At 73.4% G+C, this 21,808-nt stretch carries 17 protein-coding genes; 3 read left to right on the plus strand and 14 right to left on the minus strand.

The window, feature by feature from the left end:
• Nucleotides 1–51: 51 nt before the first annotated feature.
• The 4 genes from ACWGJO_RS26960 to ACWGJO_RS26975 all read right to left on the minus strand — a co-directional run bounded on the left by ACWGJO_RS26960 (nt 52) and on the right by ACWGJO_RS26975 (nt 6,343).
• Nucleotides 52–2,613, minus strand: coding sequence for an ABC transporter permease (locus ACWGJO_RS26960; RefSeq protein WP_452187586.1), 2,562 nt, complete (start codon nt 2,611–2,613; stop codon nt 52–54).
• Nucleotides 2,614–2,672: 59 nt separating this feature from the next.
• On the minus strand, nt 2,673–3,443 hold the full coding sequence (locus ACWGJO_RS26965) for an ABC transporter ATP-binding protein (RefSeq protein ID WP_452187588.1): 771 nt from the start codon (nt 3,441–3,443) through the stop codon (nt 2,673–2,675).
• Between the two features lie 174 nt (nt 3,444–3,617).
• The gene (locus ACWGJO_RS26970) at nt 3,618–5,747 is read right to left on the minus strand and encodes a restriction endonuclease (protein ID WP_452187590.1); all 2,130 of its coding nucleotides are present in this window, start codon (nt 5,745–5,747) and stop codon (nt 3,618–3,620) included.
• Between the two features lie 275 nt (nt 5,748–6,022).
• Nucleotides 6,023–6,343 (minus strand): hypothetical protein, encoded by a 321-nt coding sequence (locus ACWGJO_RS26975; RefSeq protein WP_401048610.1) that lies wholly within the window; start codon nt 6,341–6,343, stop codon nt 6,023–6,025.
• Between the two features lie 219 nt (nt 6,344–6,562).
• On the opposite strand from ACWGJO_RS26975, the gene ACWGJO_RS26980 reads away from it, so the two are divergent.
• Nucleotides 6,563–7,507, plus strand: a complete 945-nt coding sequence (locus ACWGJO_RS26980; protein ID WP_452187592.1) for a DUF2797 domain-containing protein — start codon at nt 6,563–6,565, stop codon at nt 7,505–7,507.
• Nucleotides 7,508–7,715: 208 nt separating this feature from the next.
• On the opposite strand, the gene ACWGJO_RS26985 is transcribed toward ACWGJO_RS26980, so the two are convergent.
• The 6 genes from ACWGJO_RS26985 to ACWGJO_RS27010 form a co-directional block, all read right to left on the minus strand.
• Nucleotides 7,716–8,084 (minus strand): hypothetical protein, encoded by a 369-nt coding sequence (locus tag ACWGJO_RS26985; RefSeq protein ID WP_452187593.1) that lies wholly within the window; start codon nt 8,082–8,084, stop codon nt 7,716–7,718.
• The gene (locus tag ACWGJO_RS26990; RefSeq protein ID WP_452187595.1) at nt 8,081–8,770 is read right to left on the minus strand and encodes a DUF6232 family protein; all 690 of its coding nucleotides are present in this window, start codon (nt 8,768–8,770) and stop codon (nt 8,081–8,083) included. The genes ACWGJO_RS26985 and ACWGJO_RS26990 overlap by 4 nt, the downstream gene beginning before the upstream one ends.
• 129 nt (nt 8,771–8,899) lie before the next feature.
• Entirely contained in the window at nt 8,900–9,205 is a 306-nt protein-coding gene (locus ACWGJO_RS26995; RefSeq protein ID WP_387695465.1) for a hypothetical protein, read from the minus strand.
• A 339-nt stretch (nt 9,206–9,544) separates the two neighbouring features.
• Nucleotides 9,545–10,282 carry a succinate dehydrogenase/fumarate reductase iron-sulfur subunit gene (locus ACWGJO_RS27000; RefSeq protein WP_359913819.1) on the minus strand — a complete coding sequence of 246 codons (738 nt, stop codon included), beginning with the start codon at nt 10,280–10,282 and terminating at the stop codon, nt 9,545–9,547.
• Nucleotides 10,279–12,222 carry a fumarate reductase/succinate dehydrogenase flavoprotein subunit gene (locus tag ACWGJO_RS27005; protein ID WP_452187597.1) on the minus strand — a complete coding sequence of 648 codons (1,944 nt, stop codon included), beginning with the start codon at nt 12,220–12,222 and terminating at the stop codon, nt 10,279–10,281. Before ACWGJO_RS27005 ends, ACWGJO_RS27000 begins: the two co-directional genes overlap by 4 nt.
• Before the next feature lie 26 nt (nt 12,223–12,248).
• A complete protein-coding gene (locus tag ACWGJO_RS27010; RefSeq protein ID WP_452187599.1) occupies nt 12,249–12,953 on the minus strand; it encodes a succinate dehydrogenase cytochrome b subunit in 705 nt (234 codons plus the stop codon).
• Between the two features lie 96 nt (nt 12,954–13,049).
• Here ACWGJO_RS27010 and ACWGJO_RS27015 point away from each other — a divergent pair, with 96 nt between their 5' ends.
• Nucleotides 13,050–13,973 (plus strand): LysR family transcriptional regulator, encoded by a 924-nt coding sequence (locus ACWGJO_RS27015; protein ID WP_452187601.1) that lies wholly within the window; start codon nt 13,050–13,052, stop codon nt 13,971–13,973.
• Between the two features lie 70 nt (nt 13,974–14,043).
• Here the strand turns inward: ACWGJO_RS27015 and ACWGJO_RS27020 are convergent, their stop codons facing one another.
• The 4 genes from ACWGJO_RS27020 to gcl all read right to left on the minus strand — a co-directional run bounded on the left by ACWGJO_RS27020 (nt 14,044) and on the right by gcl (nt 19,429).
• Nucleotides 14,044–15,258 (minus strand): metallophosphoesterase, encoded by a 1,215-nt coding sequence (locus ACWGJO_RS27020; RefSeq protein ID WP_452187639.1) that lies wholly within the window; start codon nt 15,256–15,258, stop codon nt 14,044–14,046.
• A 195-nt stretch (nt 15,259–15,453) separates the two neighbouring features.
• Nucleotides 15,454–16,662: a hypothetical protein gene (locus tag ACWGJO_RS27025; RefSeq protein WP_452187603.1), complete on the minus strand. Its 1,209-nt coding sequence runs from the start codon at nt 16,660–16,662 to the stop codon at nt 15,454–15,456.
• A gap of 276 nt (nt 16,663–16,938) precedes the next feature.
• Nucleotides 16,939–17,427: a glutathione peroxidase gene (locus tag ACWGJO_RS27030; RefSeq protein ID WP_387695470.1), complete on the minus strand. Its 489-nt coding sequence runs from the start codon at nt 17,425–17,427 to the stop codon at nt 16,939–16,941.
• A gap of 220 nt (nt 17,428–17,647) precedes the next feature.
• Nucleotides 17,648–19,429 (minus strand): glyoxylate carboligase, encoded by a 1,782-nt coding sequence (gcl, locus tag ACWGJO_RS27035; protein WP_452187605.1) that lies wholly within the window; start codon nt 19,427–19,429, stop codon nt 17,648–17,650.
• 809 nt (nt 19,430–20,238) lie between these two features.
• Here gcl and ACWGJO_RS27040 point away from each other — a divergent pair.
• On the plus strand, nt 20,239–21,720 hold the full coding sequence (locus ACWGJO_RS27040) for a SulP family inorganic anion transporter (RefSeq protein WP_452187640.1): 1,482 nt from the start codon (nt 20,239–20,241) through the stop codon (nt 21,718–21,720).
• Nucleotides 21,721–21,808: the final 88 nt, after the last annotated feature.

The following is a 21,808-nucleotide window of genomic DNA, read 5'->3' on the forward strand; positions in this document are numbered from 1 at the left end:
GGTTCGACGAGAACCGCCCCGGGGGCTCCGGGCTTCCGTACCTCCGGACCGCTACTGGCTCTTGATCGAGTCCAGGATGTCCAGCCTGGCCGCCCGGTGGGCCGGCCAGAGCGCGGCCAGCAGACCGATCACGGCGGCCGCGAGCAGGAAGCCGACGGTCTGCACCGGCGGGACGACGGTGGTGATGTCCTTGAGGCTGTCCGCCAGCGTGCGCACGCCCGCCCAGGCGACCAGGATGCCGAGGCCGACACCCACCAGCCCGCCGAACAGCGCGATCAGCAGCGACTCCAGCCGGACCATCCGGCGGATGCCGAGCCGGTCCAGGCCGATCGCCCGCAGCATGCCGATCTCCCGGCGGCGCTCGAACACCGACATCGCCATGGTGTTGACCACGCCGAGCACCGCGATGACCACGGACATGCCGAGCAGGCCGTACATCATGTTCAGGATTCCGGTGATCATCTGGCGGTTCTCCGCCTTGATCTCCTTCGCGCCCTTGACCGCGATCAGCGGGTTGCCGCCGGACGCGTCGCGCAGCGCCTGCTTCAGCTCCTCGGTCGCGCCGTTCGCGCCCTTGACCAGGACCTTCTCCAGGCCGGAGCCGGGCTGGGCGTGCGGGCCGACCACGGCTTCCGGGGCGACGACCGAGGCCAGCGCGGTGTTGGCCTCCAGGATCCCGCCGACGGTCAGCGAGCCCTTGACGCCGTCCGGGTAGGTGACGGCGAGGGTGTCGCCGACCTTGTACCCGGCGTTCTCGGCACGGCCCGAACTGACCAGCAGCTTGCCCTGCTTGAGGGCGTCCGCCGAGCCTTCCCTGACCTTGACGGTGGCCACCTGGTCGATGGTCGCGGCGTCCACCGCGGTCATCCACTCGCTGTCCTCGCCGTTCTGCCCGGTCTTGACGGACATGCTGCGCTCGGCGCTCACCACGCTGACGCCGGGCGCCTTGGCGATCTGGGCCGCGATCTCGGGGGAGAGCGAGGAGAAGTTCTGCATCGCGACCGTGTAGTCGGCCTTGAGGTCGGTCGCGGTGGCCTTGTCCACCGCCTGGTTCACCGAGGCGCCGATCACGGTCAGCGAGGTGATCAGGGTGACGCCGATGGTCAGCGCCGAGGCCGTGGCGGCGGTGCGGCGCGGGTTGCGGATCGCGTTCTCCTGGGCCAGCTTGCCCGGTGCGCCGTACACGGCGCGCAGCAGCGGGGCGAACAGCGCGATCAGCGGCCGGGACAGCAGCGGGGTCAGCACGAACACGCCGATCAGCAGCGCACCGGCGCCGAGGCCGACCAGCTTGACCTCCTTGCCGGCCACACCGGCCGCCAGCGAGACGAGGCCGGCCAGCGAGAACAGCAGGCCGATGGCGTTGCGGACCCGCAGGCCCTTCTGGGTGGCGGGCTGCTCGGCCGAGCTCATCGCCGCCACCGGGGCGATCCGGGAGGCCCGGCGGGCGGGCAGCCAGGCGGCCAGCACCGTCACCAGCACGCCGACCGCGAGCGCGGCGATCACCGTGCCGGGGGCGACGATCAGCGGGCCGTCCGGAAGGTTGGCGTCCATCGGGCCGTTGAGCAGCGACTTGAGTCCGGCGGCGATGCCGATGCCCGCCAGCAGACCGGTCACCGAGGCGGTCAGACCGACCAGCACGGCCTCGATCAGCACCGAGCGGGTGATCTGGCGGCGGGTGGCGCCGACGGCGCGAAGCAGGGCCAGTTCCTTGGTGCGCTGGGCGACCAGCATGGTGAAGGTGTTGGCGATGATGAAGATCCCGACGAACAGCGCGATGCCCGCGAAGCCCATGAGGAAGGTGGTCAGGACAGTGGTGCCCTTCCTGATCATCTCGTCCTGCGCGGCGGCGAGGTCGCGCCCGGTCCTGGCCTCGATGAAGTCACCCTGCGGGACGGCCTGCTTGACGGCGGCGAGCAGCGCGTCGTCGTCGGTGCCCGGCTTGGCCCTGACGTCCAGCTCGGCGTAGCGGCCCGGGGTCAGGTAGAGCTGCTGGGCGGTGGCGGTGTCGAAGGCGGCCAGCGAGCCGCCGGCCACCACGCGCGGGTCGTTGGTGGTCAGGGTGCCGGTGAGCTTGAGCTTCATCACCGGGCCGTTGACCGCGACCCGGACGGTGTCGCCGACCTTGTAGCCGCCCTTGTCGGCGGTCTTGCGGTCGAGCGCGATCTCGGTGGCGTCCTTCGGGCCGCGGCCCTCGACCAGCGGGTAGCGCGGGTCGGTGCCGTCGGCGCCCGGCACGTAGTTGGTGCCGGTGGTGGAGAAGCCGTTGCCGATCAGCGCGCCCTTGGTGTCGGCGATGCCGGCGAAGCCGCTGACCACGCCGCGGACCTCGGCGGCGCCGGGCACCGCGGCGACCTTGGTACGGGTCTCCTCGGTGAGGGTCGGGCCGGCGAGCCGGCCGCTGTGGTCGTCGCCGAGGTTGCGGGCCTCGCGGTCGCTGACGGTGACGGCGATGTCGGTGTAGCTCTTGGAGTTCTGGGTCCTCAGCGCGTTGCCGACGGTGTCGGAGAAGACCAGCGTGCCGGCCACGAAGGCGGTGCCGAGCATGACGGCCAGTACCGTCATCAGCAGCCGGCCCTTGTGGGCGAGCACGTTGCGCAGTGCGGTGCGGAACATGGGGAGGTGTCAGTCCTGGGGGTACTCGGGGACGGGTGGCGTTTCGGGGGCCGGGGGCCTCAGCTGGTGCGGCCCTTGGCGTCGAAGCGGCGCATGCGGTCCAGGACGGTGTCGGCGGTGGGGTGGTGGAGTTCGTCGACGATGCGGCCGTCGGCGAGGAAGACGACGCGGTCGGCGTAGGAGGCGGCGACCGGGTCGTGGGTGACCATGACGACGGTCTGGCCGAGTTCGCGCACCGAGTTGCGCAGGAAGGAGAGGATCTCGGCGCCGGAGCGGGAGTCGAGGTTTCCGGTGGGCTCGTCGGCGAAGATGATGTCGGGCTTGCCGGTCAGGGCGCGGGCGCAGGCGACGCGCTGCTGCTGGCCGCCGGAGAGCTGGGAGGGGCGGTGGCTGAGGCGGCCGGAGAGGCCGACGGTGTCGACGACGCGGTCGAGCCAGGCCTTGTCGACCTTGCGGCCGGCGATGTCCATCGGCAGGGTGACGTTCTCCAGGGCGGTCAGGGTGGGGAGCAGGTTGAAGGCCTGGAAGATGAAGCCGATGTGGTCGCGGCGCAGCTGGGTGAGCTGCTTGTCCTTGAGGCCGACGAGCTCGGTGTCGCCGATGGTGGAGGAGCCGGAGGTGACGGTGTCCAGGCCGGCCATGCAGTGCATGAGGGTGGACTTGCCGGAGCCGGACGGGCCCATGATGGCGGTGAACTCGCCCTGGGGGAAGGTCACGGTGACGTTGTCGAGGGCGACGACGCGGGTCTCCCCCTCCCCGTAGACCTTGTTCAGGCCGGTGGCTCGGGCGGCCGCCAGGCCGGTGCGGACGGCGGTTGCGGGGAACGTCACGTGGACTCCTGGGACGGATTAACGGAATGTTTAACTCCGTAACATCATCCCAAGCTGTTCGAACGCGATGTGTATGCCGCGCGGACGGTCGGCCCCCGCCCACCCGGCGGGGTGGCGGGGGCGATCTCCTCCTCAGGTATGACGCCGGCCCCTGAGGGAGCTGGTTCCGGCCGGCTACTCGACCGCCACGCCGAAGGCCGCCGCCAGCCCGGCCAGACCGTTCGTCACCGCCCGCCCGGACGGGCTGAACTCCCAGCCGCCGGCGCCCCGGCGGAACGCCCCGAGCAGCATCGCGGTGTCCGGCACCCCGCCGGTCGGTCCCGCCCAGGCGGCCGGACCGCCCGCGCCCGGCCCGTACGCGGCGGAGAGGGCCAGCCCGTGCACGTAGCCGAGCGGCAGCGCCGGGTGCTCCTCCTCCTCGGTGGACACGGCGACCACCACCTCCTCGACGGCGGCCGGCAGCCGGCGCAGGTCCAGCGCCAGCCGGGCCGCCCGGGTCGGCTCGCCCGGCACCGAGCGGGTCGGATGCAGCCGGACGGAACCGTCCGGATCCTGCGGGCTGTTGAAGAACACGAAGTGCTCGTCGCTCAGCACCCGGCCGCCCGCGCACAGGAAGGCGGTGACGTCCAGCTCCACCGCGTCCCCGCCGGCCGTCCGGCTCTGCCAGCTCACCGTGAGGGCGCTCTCGCCCGCCCCCTCGGGACCGCCGTTCGCGGCGGCAGCGGCGGCCCCGGCCTCCCCGGACCCGCCGCCGAGCCGGCCGCGCAGACCCTGCTCGGCGAGCAGGACGACCAGCTCCGGACCGCTCACCAGCGTCAGTGGCTTGCCCTCGATGTAGCTGTACGAGCCGCGGCCGAAGCCCGCGGTGGTGACCAGGATGCCCTTGTTCGCGCCGTGGTGGCGGACGGTGGACTCCAGGTCGCGCACCGCCGTCGGCGGGACGGTCTTCTTGTAGCGCTTCGCCTGGATCACGATCTTGCCGCCGGTCACCGGGTCCAGGTCCTCCGCCACCACGTCCACCCCGACGTCGCCGCTGCGGGCCGTGGTCATCACCCGGAAGCCGCGCAGCCGGAACAGCTCGGCGATCAGGTCCTCGAACTCCAGCGGGTCCATCTCGAACAGGTCCGGCTCGTCCTCGCCGCCGTGCCCGGCCAGGCTCCCGCCGACGCTCTCCGGCCGCCGGTCCGGGCGCACCTCGTCCAGCCGCTCCGGGCGCGCCGACAAGCGGCCGCCCAGGCCCTGGAAGCACTCCAGCGGATCCACCCGGTCCAGTGCCAGGCCGGCGAAGCCGGCCCGGGTCGCGGTCAGGGTGGACAGGAAGCGCTCGGCCTCCCGGCCGGTCGCCGGGTCGATGCCGAGGACGAAACCGTTCAGCACCACCGAGTCCAGCAGCCCGTCCCGGTCCGCCCGGAACAGCTCCGCCGCCACCCGCAGCGCCGACTGCGCCAGCACCTGCCGGTACAGCGCCTTGCGCTCCGTCGCCGGGCGGGCCACCTCGGCCTCGCGGTCGTCCGACTTCACGTACCGTACCCGCGCGGCGGCCGGCACCACGTCCGGCCCGGGCAGCTCCCAGTCCACCACCAACTGGCGGTTCCCGGCGTCGAACGCCGCCACCAGCCGGTGCGGGAAGCCCTCCGGCCAGGCCGCCGAGGCGTACAGGCCCGCGGTGAAGTACTCCTGCACCGCCTCCGGCTCACCCGCCCGCAGCCGGCGCAGCAGCTCCTCGGTCCGCGCGGTCAGCTCCTCCTGCTGCCGGCGGGACTGCTCGGCCCGGGCCAGGTACTCCTGGTGGTACCCGGCGAGCCGCTGCTGCCGGTCCGCCTCCCGGGCCCGGGCGGCGTACCAGTCCTGCTCGAACCGGGCCCGGGCCTGGGCCAGGTACTGCTCGTACTGCTGCCGCACCCCCGGGTTGCGGGCCTGGACCGGGTCCGGCGGCGGCACGAAGTACCGGGCCGAGGACTGGTCCGGCATCGGCACCGGCTCGCCCAGCGGACCCGGATCGAACGGCGGCACCGCCGGCGGCGCCAGCAGGGCCTGCGGGCCGAAGGCCGGCGCGGCCAGCCCGGCGGCCAGCAGCCCCCTCAACTCCTCGACCCGGGCGTCCAGTTCGGCCGTCCGCCGGGCCACCTCCGCCTCCCGCGACTGCTGGTGGGCGCGCAGCGCCTCGCGCTCGTCGCGGGCCGCCGCCTTCTGCGTCTCGCGCTGCTCCCGCTCCCGGCGGCGCAGTTCCGCCGCCTCGGCGCGCCACCGGGCCTCCTCCCGGCGCTGCTGCTGTCGCTGCGCCTCCGCCCAGATCGCCAGCACCCCGCTGCTCCGCCGCCCCGACACCGTCCGTCCACCCCATTCGCCTCGCGCCGACCGGCCGCCGCGGCACCGCCTCCCGGCTGCGCCGCCGACCGCGCCCGCAACAATAGAACGTGAACACCCCGCCGGGCCAAGCGCCGGTGACCTGCGGGGCTTTCGGGCGGGGCGACGGCGCCGGAGGCGTGGCGGCCGAGGCGACGGAAAGCCGACGTGGGCCCGCCCGGCGGTGTGTCGCCGGACGGGCCCACGGTCTCCCGCGCCGTGCTGCCGCGGGGTCAGGAGGAGACGGCGTCGGCCTTCTGGATGGTCGCCCCGAGGTCGCACCAGGTGGTCGAGGTGCCGCCGGACTCGACGCGGTTGCCGTAGTGGGTGTAGTTGCCGTAGCCCGGCTTGTAACAGACGATCCGGCCGGTGAAGGCCGAGCCGACGCAGCGGATCGAGGCGCCCGCGTGGCCGCCGCTGCCGGTGAAGTAGGACGGCGCGTTGCAGCTCAACGCGGTCGTGGTGGCCGAGGCCGGGCCGGCGGCCAGGAGCAGGCCCGAGGCGGCGAGGGCGAGAGCGCCGGTGGTGGCGGCGGCACGCTGGAGAATGCGCATGGCTGTTCCCTTCCCGAGGGGGTCGTTCGTGGGGGATTCACTGCCGAGGACGCTAGCCGTGCGTTTTGACGGGGTCACGTCGACTGGAGGGTCCGTCGAGCGGGGTTCGAGCGGAGGTCCGGCCGCCGCCCGCCCACCAGGGCCCGGAGGCTCCGCGGGAGCGGCCGGCCTGTCGGTGGCACCGGGTAGTCTCGACGGCTACCGACGGCAAGGAGAGACGTGACGATCCCCCCGCAGCACCCGGAGCCCCAGGGCCGCCCCGCCGGCTGGATCTCCACCGGCCTGAGCTGGCAGGACGGCCGCGCCCTGCTCGGGGCCGCGTGCGGCGCCCGGGTGCACGAGCGCGCGGTGGCGCCGGGGGCGGAGGTCGGCTGGCTGCTGGGCGGCCCGCGCCGCTGCGTCGGGGCCTGGCTGGCGGGGGCGACGGAGCGCACGCCCTGCCCGCACCACGCGGTGATCGATCCGGCCGGCGGGGCGACCCAGTGCCCGGCGTGCCAGAGCGTGGACCGCGGCCTCGCCCTCGCCCGGGACCAGATCCTCGACGACGGCCGCACCTACCTGCTCTACCTCGCCTGGTTCGGCGAGGGCCTGCTCAAGGTCGGCCTCACCGCCGAGCAGCGCGGCGACAGCCGGCTGCTCGAACAGGGCGTGCTGGCCTACGCGTTCACCGCGCGCGGCGCCCTGCCGGCGGTCCGGCGCGCCGAACTCACCGTCGCCGCCTCGGGCCTGGCCCGCGAGCGGTACAAGTCCCGGCTCAAGACCGAGCACTGGTGGTCGCACGGGGACGCCCCGTACCGCCGCACGGTGCTCGCCGAGGCCCGCGCCCGGGCGCACCGGCTGCTGGACGGCCACGCCGTGGAACTGCTCGCCGACCGCCCGGTGGTCGACCACGTCGAGCGCTACGGTCTGGCCGGCGGCGCCCCGGAGGCGTACCGGGAGATCGTCGGGCTGGCCGACGGCGCGGTCGTCGCGGGCCGGCTCCGGCCGCCGGTGGGCCGGCACCTCTTCCTCGACCAGGCGGACGGCTCCGGCCCGCTGCTGCTGGACACCCGACTGCTCACCGGCTGGACGCTCGGCCCGGTCGCCGGCCGCGGTTCGACGGGTCTGACCCTGCGCGAGCGACTGCGTCCACCGGAGCCGGACACCCAGGAGGCGCTGTTCTGAGAGCGTTCGCGGAACCGCCCCGACCAGCGTGGTTGCGTAATAAAACCGCAAGGGCCTGGCCTCGGCCTTGCGGTTTTAATTTGCTACCACTTGGAGCGGGTCCACACCATGATCGCTGCCCACGAGACCTTCGACGGCACCTTCCCGTACCGACCGCACTTCAGCACGGCTCCCGGCTTCCCCCTGCACTACGTGGACGAGCGCACGGTCAGCCGCTGAGCAGGGCCAGGAGCTGGTTCGCCAGGCCCAGCGCCGGGGTGGCCGCCTCGCCGAGGCTCTGGGCCACACCGGCCAGCAGCAGCAGGGTGTTGCGCCGGCTCCTCGGCTCCTCGGCGGCCGGGCTGGTCAGCACCGGCAGGGCCTCGGCGAGGCTCTGCCGGTCCGCCTCGTGCAGCCGGCCGTCCCGGGCCAGCTCGGTGACCACGGCGGCGAGCCGGGCGAACAGCGCGGCGACCTCCGGCGGCAGGGCCTGGTCGGCGGCCGGGCCGTTGTTGTGCTGGATGCCGATGTTGTTGCTGCCCCCGTGCATGGTGACCCGGTCGCCGTACTGGACGTTCGGACGCTCGTTGTCGTTCACTTGCTGACTCCCGTGTTTCCCTGGCCGCCGTAGATGTTGACGCTGTCGCCGAACTGGTACTGCCGCAGGTCCACGCTGATGGTCTGGACGACCTGCTGGAACTCGGCCTGCGGGTTCTCGATCGCGCGGGTGATGGTGGCCTGCAGTTCGAACGCCGGCTCCGCGGTGAGCCAGGCCAGCACCGCGGTGGGCGGGCCGGCCGTGTCCACGGCCAGCACGTACAGGTCGGGCCGGCGCAGCACCGGCCAGGTGAAGATCAGGAAGTAGACCGCCACGAGGATCACCGCGACGAGGACCAGCGTGCCGGACCCGGAGTCGGAGGACGACCCGTCGGCGGCCTGCGCGATCACGAACACGGGCAGGAAGACGACCAGGGCGAAGGCGAGCAGCCGCAGGAGCGCGCGGCGCCGGCCGGGCACGATCAGGGAGGTGCCGACCCGGGCCACGTTGGCCAGCGGGTACGCGGCCTGCCCGATCCAGAGGATGCGGTTGGTGACCGCGACGCGGGTGGTGGTCGGGGTGCCGCTGGGACCGCTCGCGAAGGCCGGCGGCGGGGCGGTGGGCGGCGGCGGCCCGAACGGGGCCGGTGTCGGCGGCCCGCCGGGCGGAGGCGGCGGAACGAACGGGAAGGAGCCGGTCTGGCCGGCCCGGGTCGAATCGGTAGGATCGGTCGGCTGCATGGCCATGTCCCCCAATACTGTCGTGCAGGGGAGGACAATGTGCCAGCACGTTCCGGGTCTGCACAAGTTCATTGCCGTACCCGGCAACTGACACATCGTCGGTTCGTATGCCCTGGTCCCGCCGGCCACGGGCCGTCAGCTCAGCTTGCCTCGGACCACGCCCGGGCCGGAGCGGGCCCGGCGGGACAGCGGCGGGCGGGACGGGCGAACGTCGGCGCGGGCCGGCTGCTCGGCCGCCTCCGCGGCCCGCCCGGCCAGCGCGGCCCGGGCGGCGGCCAGGGCGACCCGGGCGAGCAGCGGGTCCTCCCGGACACCGGCCGCGTGCTTGGCGCTCTGGCAGGCGGTGCACCAGACCGGCGAGGCCGGCCCGTCCGGGTACACCATCTCCTCGGGCGGCAGGTAGTGCCCACCGCACTCGACGCACTCGAAGACGAACCTCATCCGACGATCACCGTCCCGGATCCGTGGCACCGACCGCAGGGCGACCAGAACGTGTGGACGCTGGGCACCATGCTTCCTTCCTCGTCCAGTTCGACCGTTGCCTCGGTCTTCTGGGTCCCCCCGGACCCGCCGCAACCGGAACAGGACTGAACCTCGGGCATATGCCGTCCTTCCGTGGCGGAGCACCACCGTAGCGCGATTCTCCGTCAGGAAGCACCGCCCGCCGGGATCCGCCACCCGTACGGGTAGCGCGAACCACCGCCGCACGCCCCGCCGTAAACCCATGTCGGCCCCCCGCCTGAGCACCAGAGCGGGGGGCCGACCGCAGGAGGGGAGTTGTCAGCCGCGGGCGGCCCGCAGGAACTCCCGGTTCATCGCCGCGATGCTGGGCAGCGGGATGCCCTTGGGGCAGGCGGTGGCGCACTCGCCGGTGTTGGTGCAGCCGCCGAAGCCCTCGGCGTCCATGGCCGAGACCATGTTCCGCACCCGGGCGGCCCGTTCCGGCGCACCCTGCGGCAGCACGTTGAGGTGCACCACCTTGGCGGAGGTGAAGAGCATCGCCGAGCCGTTCGGGCAGGCCGCCACACAGGCGCCGCAGCCGATGCACTCGGCGTGCTCGAAGGCGGTGTCGGCGACCTCCTTGGGGACGGGCGTGGCGTGCGCCTCGGGGGCGCTGCCGGTGGGGGCGGTGATGTAGCCGCCGGAGCCGATGATCCGGTCGAAGGCCGAGCGGTCCACCACCAGGTCCTTGACCACCGGGAAGGCCGCCGCCCGCCAGGGCTCGACGTCGATGGTGTCGCCGTCCTGGAAGTGCCGCATGTGCAGCTGGCAGGTGGTGGTGCGCTCGGGGCCGTGCGCCCGGCCGTTGATGACCATGCCGCAGGCGCCGCAGATGCCCTCGCGGCAGTCGTGGTCGAAGGCGACGGGCTGGTCGCCGCGGGTGATCAGTTCTTCGTTGAGGGTGTCCAGCATCTCCAGGAAGGACATGTCCGGGCTGATCCCGCTGACCTGGTAGGTGGTCATCGAGCCGGGTGCGTCCGGGCCGGCCTGGCGCCAGATGCGCAGGGTGAGGTTCACGCGTAGCTCCGCTGGGTGGGGTGGACGTGCTCGAAGTCGAGTTCCTCGCGGTGGAGGACGGGTGCCGCGCCGGTGGCGGTGAACTCCCAGGCGGCGGCGTAGGAGAAGTCCTCGTCGCGGCGGGCGGCCTCGCCGTCCGGGGTCTGGCTCTCGGTGCGGAAGTGGCCGCCGCAGGATTCGGCGCGGTGCAGTGCGTCCAGGCACATCAGTTCGGCCAGTTCGAAGTAGTCGACGAGCCGGTTGGCCTTCTCCAGCGACTGGTTGAGCTCCTGCCCGGTGCCGGGCACCTTGATCCGGCGCCAGAACTCCTCGCGCAGCCGCGGGATCCGCTCCAGCGCCCGCCGCAGTCCGGCCTCGTCGCGGGCCATCCCGCACTCGTTCCAGAGCAGTTCGCCGAGTTCGCGGTGGAAGGAGTCCGGGGTGCGGTCGCCGTTGACCGCGAGGATCAGGTTGAGCCGGTCCTCGACCTCGGCCTCCACCTCGGCGAGCACCGGGTGGTCGGCGGGCACGGTCGGCAGCGGGTGGCGGGCCAGGTAGTCGTTGATGGTCGGCGGCAGCACGAAGTAGCCGTCGGCCAGGCCCTGCATCAGGGCGCTGGCGCCGAGCCGGTTGGCGCCGTGGTCGGAGAAGTTGGCCTCCCCGATCGCGAACAGGCCGGGGACGGTGGTCTGCAGGTCGTAGTCGACCCAGAGCCCGCCCATCGTGTAGTGGATCGCCGGGTAGATCCGCATCGGCACCCGGTACGGGTCCTCGGCGGTGATCCGCTCGTACATCTCGAAGAGGTTGCCGTACCTGGCCTCGACGGCGTCCCGGCCCAGCCGGCGGATCGCGTCGGCGAAGTCCAGGTAGACGCCCTGGCCGCCGGGGCCGACGCCGCGGCCCTCGTCGCAGACGTTCTTGGCGGCCCGGGAGGCGATGTCGCGGGGCACCAGGTTGCCGAACGACGGGTAGATCCGCTCCAGGTAGTAGTCCCGCTCCTCCTCGGGGATCTCGGCCGGCGGCCGGCTGTCGCCCTGCGCCTTGGGCACCCAGATCCGGCCGTCGTTGCGCAGCGACTCGCTCATCAGGGTGAGCTTGGACTGGTGGTCGCCGGAGCGCGGGATGCAGGTCGGGTGGATCTGGGTGAAGCACGGGTTGGCGAAGTACGCGCCGCGCCGGTGCGCCCGCCAGATCGCGGTGGTGTTGGAGTTCTTGGCGTTGGTGGAGAGGTAGAACACGTTGCCGTAGCCGCCGCTGGCGAGCACCACGGCGTCCGCGGTGTGGCTGCGGATCTCGCCGGTGACGAGGTCGCGGGCGACGATGCCGCGGGCCCGGCCGTCGACCACCAGCAGGTCGAGCATCTCGGTGCGCGGGTGCAGTTCCACGTTCCCGGCAGCGATCTGCCGGGAGAGCGCCTGGTAGGCGCCGAGCAGCAGCTGCTGGCCGGTCTGGCCGCGGGCGTAGAAGGTCCGGGAGACCTGCACGCCGCCGAAGGACCGGGTGTCGAGCAGGCCGCCGTACTCGCGGGCGAAGGGCACGCCCTGGGCCACGCACTGGTCGATGATCTCCACCGACACCTGGGCCAGCCGGTGCACGTTGGACTCGCGGGCGCGGAAGTCGCCGCCCTTGACGGTGTCGTAGAACAGCCGGCGGATCGAGTCGCCGTCGTTGCGGTAGTTCTTGGCCGCGTTGATGCCGCCCTGGGCGGCGATCGAGTGGGCGCGCCTGGGGGAGTCCTGGAAGCAGAACTGGACGACGCGGTAGCCCTGTTCGGCCAGGGTGGCGCCGGCCGCGCCGCCGGCCAGGCCGGTGCCGACCACGATCACGGTGTGCTTGCGCCGGTTGGCCGGGTTGACCAGCTTGGCGTCGAACCGCCGCTGGTCCCAGCGCTGTTCGATCGGGCCGGCGGGGGCCCTGGTGTCGGCGACCGGTTCGCCGAGGGTGTACTCGAGGTAGCTCATGTCACCACTGCTCACTTCGCCACTGCTCACTTCACGACTCCGGTCATCACGGCCACGGGGACGGACAGGAACCCGGCCGTCAGTACCAGGGCCAGGCCGTTCGCGATCAGCTTGAGCGCCCGGTCGCGGCGGGCGTTGTTGGCGCCGAGGGTCTGCGCGGCGCTCCAGAACCCGTGCCGGATGTGCAGGCCGACGGCCAGCATCGCGACGACGTAGAACACGTCGACGTACCAGCGGCCGAAGGAGGCCACGATGTTCTGGTACGGGTGGCCGTGCTCGGCGGCCGGGTTCACGGTCAGTGTGGTGAGGTCCAGGACGTGCCAGACGATGAACAGCGCCAGGATCACCCCGCCCCAGCGCATGGTCCTGGTCGCGTAGCTCGCCCGGCGGGGCTTGTGCACGTACCGGCTCGGGCGGGCCGCGAGGTCGCGGCGGCTGAGCTGGTACGCGGAGACGCCGTGCAGCACCACGGCGGTCAGCAGACCGGCCCGGGCGATCCACAGGAACCACTCGTGGCCCAGGAAGGGCTGCCCGATGGTGCGCAGCCAGGCCGCGTAGCCGTTGATGTCGTCCGGGCCGAAGAACACCTTGAGGTTCCCCAGCATGTGTGCGACCAGGTACAGCAGCATGGCCAGTCCGGTGACGGCCATGACCGCCTTCTTGCCGACGGTCGACCGCCACAGGGTCGCCAGGGTGGACGGGTGCCGGGCCGTCCGAGTCGCGGTTGTCATGGCTGCAACGGTAGGGACGGTGGGTCGGGTGCGTCCAAGACATGATGCGGCTCGTGACGATAGGCGCCGACTATCGATGCGTCCTATCCTGGTCCTGTGCAGCTCCAGCAACTCCGCTACTTCCTGGCCGTCGCCGAGACCCGGCACTTCACCCGGGCCGCCGAGGCGGCGCACGTCGCCCAGCCGTCGCTCTCGCAGCAGATCCGTTCGCTGGAGCGGGAGTTGGGCGCCGAACTGTTCCACCGCACCCGGGGCAACATCGCGCTGACCGACGCCGGGGATGCCCTGCTGCCGCTGGCCCGGCGCATCCTCGCGGACACCGAGAGCGCCCGGCTGGCCGTGCAGGAGACGGTCCAGCTGCGCCGCGGCCGGGTCCGGCTGGGCGCGCCGCCGAGCCTGTGCACCAGCCTGGTGCCGGACGTGCTGCGGGTCTTCCGGGACCGTTACCCGGGGGTGACGCTGGTGGTCCGGGAGGGCGGCTCGCGCGATCTGGTCGGCTGGCTGGCGGCGGGGGAACTGGACCTCGCGCTGATCATCACCCGGCCGGGCGGGGAGCAGGAGCCCGCGCTGGCGGTCACCGAACTGCTGCACGAGGAACTGGTGCTGGTCGCCGCCGAGGGGCGGGCCCGGCGCAAGGCCCGGGTGACGGAGCTGAAGGACCGGCCGCTGGTGATGTTCCGGGAGGGCTACGACGTCCGGGAGGCGACCCTGGCGGCCTGCCGGGCGGCCGGGTTCGAGCCGCGGTTCGCGGTGGAGGGCGGCGAGATGGACGCGGTGCTGGGCTTCGTCCGGGCCGGACTCGGACCCGCCGTCGTCCCCGGCATGGTGGCCGCCCGCTCCGGCCTCGCGGTGACCGCGTTCGCCGGGCCCGGCCTCGGCCGCACCATCGCCGTCGCGCACGGCCACGAGGTGCCGCCCACCCGCGCGGCGGAGGCCCTTCGGGAGACCCTGCTGGCACACCTGCGCGACGCCGCACGCGACGGCGAACTGCCGCCGGGCACCCGGCTGTTGCTGCCGTGAGCCGCGCGGCGAGCCGGCAGACGGGGAGCCGGCGTCCCGCGAGCATCGGATCCGGCGGGCGACGGGCCCGCTACGCGGCGGGCGGGGTTGCGCCCGAGCGCAGCGTGAGCAGAGTGATCTCGCTCGGGGCGAAGACCCGGAAGGGCGGGCCCCAGAAGCCGGTGCCGCGGCTGGTGTAGAGCTGGGTCCGCTCCCCGTGCCGGCTCAGGCCGTGCACCACCGGCTGATCGATGCGGACGAGGAAGTTGAACGGCCAGATCTGGCCGCCGTGGGTGTGCCCGGAGACCTGCAGGTCGATGCCGGCGGCAGCGGCCTGCGGGACGTACTTGGGCTGGTGGGCGACGAGCAGGACCGGCAGGGCCGGGTCCGCCCCCGCCAGTGCGCCGAGCAGGTTCGCGCGGTGTCCGGCCAGGCCGGAGGACTCCGCGGTCACGTCGTCCACGCCGGCGAGCACGAGGGCGTCCCCGCCGCGCTCCACCACCACGTGGCGGTTGTGCAGCGGCTCCCAGCCCAGGTCCGCCATCCGGTCCAGCCAGCCCTGGGCCTCGCTGCCGTACTCGTGGTTCCCCGTGACGTAGACCCTGGCCAGCCGCGACCGGATCGTCCCGAGCGGCGCGGACTGCTCCCGGCGCTGGGCGGGGGTGCCGTCGGCGATGTCGCCAGCGTGGACCACGACGTCCGCGTCGAGCGCGTTGACCGCCTCGGTGACCCGCGCGGACCAGCCCGCCCGGTCGATCGGCCCGTAGTGGGTGTCGGCCAGCACCACGACCCGGGTCCCGTCCAGGCCGGCGCCGAGCCGCGGGACGTGCACGTCCACCCGCTTCACCCGGGGCACGCGCATCGCCTCGTGGTGCCCCCAGCCCAGCAGCCCGGCCGAGACCACGGCGACGGCAGCGGCCACCGCCCTGGCCCGGTCGGTGCCGCCGGCGTCGAGCCCGACGAGCACCAGGTCCACCGCGCCGCCCAGCACCGACCAGGTGAACAGCACCCAGATCATCCCGAGGCTGGTGTCCGCGACGCGGGCGGCCCGGTCGCTGCGCCGCCGCCCGTGGCCCGCGACCATCAGGAAGGGGAAGGAGACCAGCCAGCCGGCGAGGACGGCCGTGCCGGCCAGGAAGACCGGGACCGGCCAGTCGGCGCCGGAGGCGAACAGCGTCCACCAGGGCGGGAGGCACAGCAGGACGAGGACGAGCACGAGGACCGTCAGCCGCCGGACCAGGGAACGCCGGCGCCGCGCACCCTCGCCCGGGGGCTCCGTGCCCGCCGCGGGCCGGGGAGCGGCCACGACGGTCTCCGGGCCCTCGTGGTCCGCCGACCGGTGTCCCGACTCCAACTCCGTGGATTCGCCTGCTGTCACCGCGCTGCCCTCACATCCGCTGCCGTGCCCTGGCTCCCCATCATCCGGCAGACCGTTGCCGCCGGGCCCGCCCGGGGGCCGCCCTCGTCATCCGGTCCGTGAACTCGGGCCCGGGCCCGGGGCTCAGCCGCCGCCGTAGGTGGACTGGGTGACCGCGAAGACGTTGCGTCCGCCCGTGGTCTCCTGCAGCGACCACAGCAGGTCGGGCTCGGTGGCGTCCTCCCAGTACGAGAGGCTCTCGCCGCCGCCCACCCAGGCGAAGGTCGAGGGGCCGGCGGTCGGGGTCCAGTAGTAGAGCTTCTTCTGCCCCGAGGAGTTGAACCACCACCGGCCGTTGTGGGAGGCCACTCCGTTGAGCTTGTACCAGGGCAGTTGGAGGGCCTGGCCGGCGGTCGTCGTCGCGGCGAACGTCGCCGCCCCGGAGGCGAAGGGGAAGCGGACGGCCCTCGGCGGGCGGTTGGGGTAGTCGACGCAGTCCGCCTGGCAGGTGTACTCCGTCATCACGATCGACTTGCCGACCCGGTCGAGGGAGATCGACGACCACACCAGTTTGGCGCCGGTGGCGGTCTGCGCGGTGACCGTGCCGATCTGGGGCAGCACGTACGCGTAGTTGTGGGCGTAGTAGACGGAACCGGACTGGCGGCCGATCTGGTCGGCGGTGCCGCCGGTGTCGGTGTTGAGGATCTTGCGCATGTCGAAGACGCGCATGCCGCGGCCGGTGTCGGCGACGTAGAGGTAGTCGCCGTACCAGGAGACGCCGCCGGCGTGGATCGGGATGTCCTTGAAGTCCGGCGCGGCCGCGGTTCCGGTCGGCTCCACCAGGAGGATCTTGCGGTACTTGTTGGGGTAGGTGGCGTCCCAGTCGGCCAGGGTGATCCGGCTGCGCTGCTGGGCGCCGTCGCAGCCGTCCTTGGTGTACCAGCTCACCAGCACGAGCTGGTGGCCGTCGTAGTTGCCGCTGTTCGCCGTCCCCACGGCGTCCCGGCTCGTGGTGATGCCCTGGGGGAAGCTCTGGCAGTCGGAGTTGTCGCCGTCGTCGAACCGGAAGCCGGTGGACAGGCCGGCCACGGAGAAGGACGCGGGGAGCGGCTGCCGGTCGTGGTTCGCGTTCTCCATCACCGTGTGCACGGCGGAGGTCCCCAGCGTCGTGGCGAGCGCCGAGTTGAGCGTGTCGTACTGGTGGTAGTCCGAGGTGAGGGTGTAGTCGGACGCGGTCAGGGCCGTCGGCGCCGCATCGGCCGCCGCTGCCGGCGAGGCACCGGCGAGCGTGCCGGTGACGAGCAGGCCGGCCGCGAGCAGCGCTCGTGCCGCTGTTCTGACTTGACGGAACATCAAGGTGAGCCCTCCGTATGCAATGGATCAACGGGGCCACACACGGTAGGGGTGCGTTGAGCATGTCCGCAACACCCCGAGGAGGGCCGACGCGGACCCCGGAACAGCCGCCGGCGCGGACACGAGCCGGCGCGGGCCGGAGCCGACACGGCGCCCGGCCCTTCGGCCCGGCCCCCGGCGCGCTCTCCCCGGGTGCGCGCACGGCGAAGGCCCGGGGCTGCTTGGGTTCCAACTTCTTGGGTTCCAACGGGCCCCGGGCCTTCGTGGTGCGCGCGGTCAGGCCGGCAGTGCGGCCTCGATCGCGGTGATCAGCTCCGGCGCCTCCGGGTCGACCGGGGGGCGCAGGCGCGCGACGACGGTGCCGTCCGGGGAGATCAGGAACTTCTCGAAGTTCCAGGAGACGTCCCCGGCCTGGCCGTCGGCGTCGGCGACCTCGGTGAGCTTGGCGTACAGCGGGTGGCGGTCCTCGCCGTTGACGTCGATCTTCTCGAACAGCGGGAAGGTCACGCCGTAGGTGGTGGAGCAGAAGGTGCGGATCTCCTCGGCGCTGCCCGGCTCCTGCCCGGCGAACTGGTTGCAGGGGAAGCCCAGCACGGTGAACCCGCGCCCGGCGTACCGCTGCTGGAGCCGCTCCAGGCCCTCGTACTGCGGGGTCAGGCCGCACCGGGAGGCGACGTTGACGATGAGCAGCGCCTTGCCCTTGTGGTCGGCCAGCGAGGTGGGCGCGCCGTCGAGGGTGCGCAGCGGGATGTCGTACAGGCTCACGGGAGTGGTCCTTTCGGGGAGTCGTCGGGCCGGGCCTCTTCCGGGGCCACGGTAGCGGCCGTGACCTGATCAACCGCGGTCGGCGTGCCGGTGTTCCGGGTGCGGGGGCGCGTGGGGGCGCACGGAGCGGCTCGTCCGCCCCCGCACGACCGGTGCGCGCGACCGGCCGCGGCGCGTTCGGATCGGGTCGGGGGCAGTCGGGGGCGGGTCGGGCGCGCGTTCAGAGCGCCAGCGGCCTGATGGCCGTCGGGGCGTGCTCCGGGAGGGCGGCCGTCTCCTCGAACTCGTTGACCTTGTCGATGTCGGTGGCGGCCATCGAGATGTCGGTGACCCGCTCCAGGATCGCCTCGACCACGACCGGGACGCGGAACTCCGCGGCCAGCTTCTTGGCCTCCTCGAACGCGGGCAGCAGGTCCTGCGGTTCGGTGACCCGGATCGCCTTGCAGCCCAGGCCCTCGACGACCTTGACGTGGTCGACGCCGTAGCCGCCCAGCTCCGGGGAGTTGACGTTCTCGAACTCCAGGTTGACCTGGTAGTCGATGTCGAAGTTGCGCTGCGCCTGGCGGATCAGGCCCAGGCAGGAATTGTTCACCAGCACGTGGACGTACGGGATGCGGTGCTGGGCGCCGACCGCCAGCTCCTCGATCATGAACTGGAAGTCGTAGTCGCCGGAGAGCGCGACGACCTGGCCCGCGGGGTCGGCGGTGGCGACGCCCAGCGCGGCCGGGACGGTCCAGCCGAGCGGGCCGGCCTGGCCGCAGTTGATCCAGTGCCGCGGCCGGTAGACGTGCAGCAGCTGTGCGCCGGCGATCTGGGACAGGCCGATGGTGGTGACGTAACGGGTCTCCGGGCCGAAGGCCCTGTTCATCTCCTCGTACACGCGCTGCGGCTTGATTGGCACGTCGTCGAAGTGGGTGCGGCGCTGGAGCAGGGCCTTGCGCTCCTGGGTGGAGGCGGCCCAGGCGCCGCGGTCCTTGAGGGTGCCGGCGGCCCGCAGCTCGCGCGCCACCTCGACGAACAGCTCCAGCGCGGCCTTGGCGTCGGAGGCGATGCCGAGGTCCGGGGCGAAGATCCGGCCGAGCTGGGTGGGCTCGATATCGACGTGGACGAAGGTGCGGCCCGCGGTGTAGACGTCCAGGCCGCCGGTGTGGCGGTTGGCCCAGCGGTTGCCGATGCCGAGGACGAAGTCGGAAGCGAGGAAGTTCTCGTTGCCGTAGCGGTGCGAGGTCTGCAGGCCGACCATGCCGGCGTTCAGCCGGTGGTCGTCCGGGACGATGCCCCATCCCATCAGGGTCGGGACCACCGGGACTCCGGTGAGCTCGGCGAACTCCAGCAGCAGCTCGCAGGCGTCGGCGTTGATGACGCCGCCGCCGGCGACGATCAGCGGGCGTTCGGACCGCTGGAGCAGCGCGAGGGCCTTCTCGATCTGGGTGCGGTTGGCGGCCGGCTTGTAGACCGGCAGCGGCTGGTAGGCCTCCGGGTCGAAGTCGATCTCGGTGAGCTGGACGTCGATCGGCAGGTCGATCAGGACCGGGCCGGGGCGGCCGGAGCGCATCAGGTGGAAGGCCTGCTGGAACACGCCGGGGACCTGCGCGGCCTCCAGCACGGTGGTGGCGGCCTTGGTGACCGGCCGTGCGATGGAGGCGATGTCGACGGCCTGGAAGTCCTCCTTGTGCAGCCGGGCGACGGGCGCCTGGCCGGTGACGCAGAGGATCGGGACGGAGTCGGCGATCGCCGAGTACAGGCCGGTGATCATGTCGGTGCCCGCCGGGCCGGAGGTACCGATGCAGACCCCGATGTTGCCGGCCGCGGCGCGGGTGTAACCCTCGGCCATGTGGGAGGCGCCCTCGACGTGCCGGGCCAGTGTGTGCCCGATCCCGCCGGAGGCCTTGAGCGCGGCGTAGAACGGGTTGATGGCTGCGCCGGGCACGCCGAACGCGACCTCGACGCCTTCGAGCTTGAGGATCTCCACGGCCGCGCGGGCGGCTGTCATACGAGGCATCGGATCTCTCCTGCTTCGGCCCGCAGTGGCTCGGAGGGCTCATCTCCTGAATTCCATCATACGGAAGAACGGTTTCTGTATGCGGAAACACGGTAGGGCGGGGTCCGTCGGGGCGTCAAGAGGACTTCAACAGAATGTGGAAGCCACGGGCGGGGGCGGGGGCGGCGGAGGGGTCGGCGGCGGGGCGGGAATCGGGCCGGGAGCAGGGTCGCGCGGCGCGGCCGGACCGGCGGGGATTCGCACGCCCGAACGGCAGTCGCGCTGGTGTGCCCGGGGAAGCGGAGGCTCCGCGCCGGGAAGCGCAGCCGGTGTGCAGTGGCGGTGAAGGGACGGTGCCGGTCGTCGGCCCGCCCCGCCGCGCTGGGTACCGTCGGTGGCACGCCGGGCCCGTGACGTCCAACTGAGGCCGCGGCAGGGGGATTTGGGAGCGCCGCGGAGCGGGGGAACTCCGCCGGTGGCCCCGTCCAGGACCAGCGTGCCCGGTCCGCCGCACCCGAGCGAGGGACGCACCCCCCTGGCCGCACCGACCCGACACCCGCCGCCGCGCTCTGGTCCGCCCGGACCCGCGGCCGTACCGCTGTCGCCGCCCCCGGCGCGGTCCCTTCCCCCTTCTTCCTCGTGCTCCCCGCCCTTGCAACGGCGCGCCCGCTGCGGCGGGCGCGCGGAAGGAACGTCCCCATGCGCTGCTGCACCCCTGCCCGGTCCCTGGTGGTGACCGGGTGAACCCGCCGCCCCACCGGAGCGACAGCCCGCCGGGCCGCCTCCGCAAGCACGGCCCGCCGGGCCGGCCCCGCACCCCGGTCGCCGTCCTGCGCGCGATCCCCTGGCGCCATGACCTGCCGGCCTCGCTGGTGGTGTTCCTGGTCGCCCTCCCGCTCTGCGTCGGCGTCGCCGTCGCCTCCGGCGTCCCGGCCGAACTCGGGCTGGTCACCGGGATCGTCGGCGGCCTGGTCGCCGGCCTGCTGCCCGGCAGCAGCCTCCAGGTCAGCGGTCCCGCCGCCGGGCTGACCGTCCTGGTCGCCGACGCCGTCCACCGCTTCGGCGCCGGCGCGCTCGGCCTGCTGGTACTCGCCACCGGCCTGCTCCAGCTGGCGATGGGCGCCCTGCGGCTCGGCCGCTGGTTCCGGGCGATGTCCGCCTCGGTGGTGCACGGCATGCTGGCCGGCATCGGACTGACCCTGGTGTTCGGCCAGCTCTACGCGCTCGCCGACCGCCGCGCCCCCGCCACCGGGCCGGAGAAGATCGCCGGCCTGCCCGCCCTGCTGGGCGACGTGCTGACCGCGGCGGCCAACCCGAGCGCGGTCGCCCTCGGCCTCGGCACCCTGCTGGTCCTGGTCGGCTGGAAGTACCTGCCGGAGCGCGCCGCCCGGGCCGTCCCCGCCCCGCTGGCCGCCGTCGGACTGGCCGCCGCCGTCACCGCGGTCGCCGACCTGCCGGTGGCCAGGATCCGGGTGGCCGGACTGTTCGACGTGGTGCACCTGCCCGACCGCGAGTCGCTGACCGCCCTGGCCGGCACCGCCGGGCTCGGCACGGTCGTCGCCTTCACCCTGATCGCCTCCGCCGAGACGCTGTTCAGCGCCGCCGCCGTCGACCGGATGCACCACGGGCCGCGCACCCACTACGACCGCGAACTCACCGCCCAGGGCGTCGGCAACACCGTCTGCGGACTGCTCGGCGCGCTGCCGATGACCGCCGTGATCGTGCGCAGCGCCACCAACGTCCAGGCCGGCGCGCGCACCAAGGCCTCGCGGGTGCTGCACGGCGGCTGGCTGCTGCTGTTCACCGCGCTGCTGCCCGGCGTGCTCGGGCTGGTGCCGCTCACCGCGCTGGCCGCCGTCCTGGTGCACGCCGGCGCCAAGCTGGTGCCGCTGCGCCGGATCGTCGCGCTCTGCCGCGGGCACCTGGGCGAGGCGCTGGTGCTGGTGGTGACGGCGGCCGCGATCATCGCCACCGACCTGTTCGACGGGGTGCTGATCGGCGTCGGCCTGGCGGTGGCCAAGTCCGCCTGGCAGACCTCGCACCTGCAGATCGCGGTGGAGGAGCAGCCGCAGCCGACCGGGGAGGCGCTGCACCGGGTGCGGCTGAGCGGCAACGCCACCTTCCTGCGGCTGCCCCGGCTGCTGGACACCCTGGAGCGGCTGCCGGCGGACCGGCCGGTGGAACTGGACTGGTCCGGGCTGCGCCACCTGGACCACGCCTGCACGGTGGCGCTGGTCTCCTGGGCCGCCCAGCACCGGGCCCGCTCCACCGCGCCGCTGGCGGTCGACCCGCCGCTGCCGAGCGTCGCCTGAGGTCAGGAGGCAGGCTCTAGCCTGGTCGCGGGTGGGGGGGGGGGCGGGCCCGGCGCCCGGGGGGGGCCGGCCGACGGGGGCGGGGGCG

This window comes from Kitasatospora sp. NPDC054795, from assembly GCF_053611565.1.

Coding starts and splice junctions, on each gene's coding strand:
- ACWGJO_RS26990 (WP_452187595.1), bottom strand. CDS start 8,770: ATGGCCATGCAGCCGACCGATCCTACCGATTCGACCCGGGCCGGCCAG.
- gcl (WP_452187605.1), bottom strand. CDS start 19,429: ATGCCTCGTATGACAGCCGCCCGCGCGGCCGTGGAGATCCTCAAGCTC.
- ACWGJO_RS26975 (WP_401048610.1), bottom strand. CDS start 6,343: ATGCGCATTCTCCAGCGTGCCGCCGCCACCACCGGCGCTCTCGCCCTC.
- ACWGJO_RS27010 (WP_452187599.1), bottom strand. CDS start 12,953: ATGACAACCGCGACTCGGACGGCCCGGCACCCGTCCACCCTGGCGACC.
- ACWGJO_RS26995 (WP_387695465.1), bottom strand. CDS start 9,205: ATGAGGTTCGTCTTCGAGTGCGTCGAGTGCGGTGGGCACTACCTGCCG.
- ACWGJO_RS27005 (WP_452187597.1), bottom strand. CDS start 12,222: ATGAGCTACCTCGAGTACACCCTCGGCGAACCGGTCGCCGACACCAGG.
- ACWGJO_RS26960 (WP_452187586.1), bottom strand. CDS start 2,613: ATGTTCCGCACCGCACTGCGCAACGTGCTCGCCCACAAGGGCCGGCTG.
- ACWGJO_RS27025 (WP_452187603.1), bottom strand. CDS start 16,662: ATGTTCCGTCAAGTCAGAACAGCGGCACGAGCGCTGCTCGCGGCCGGC.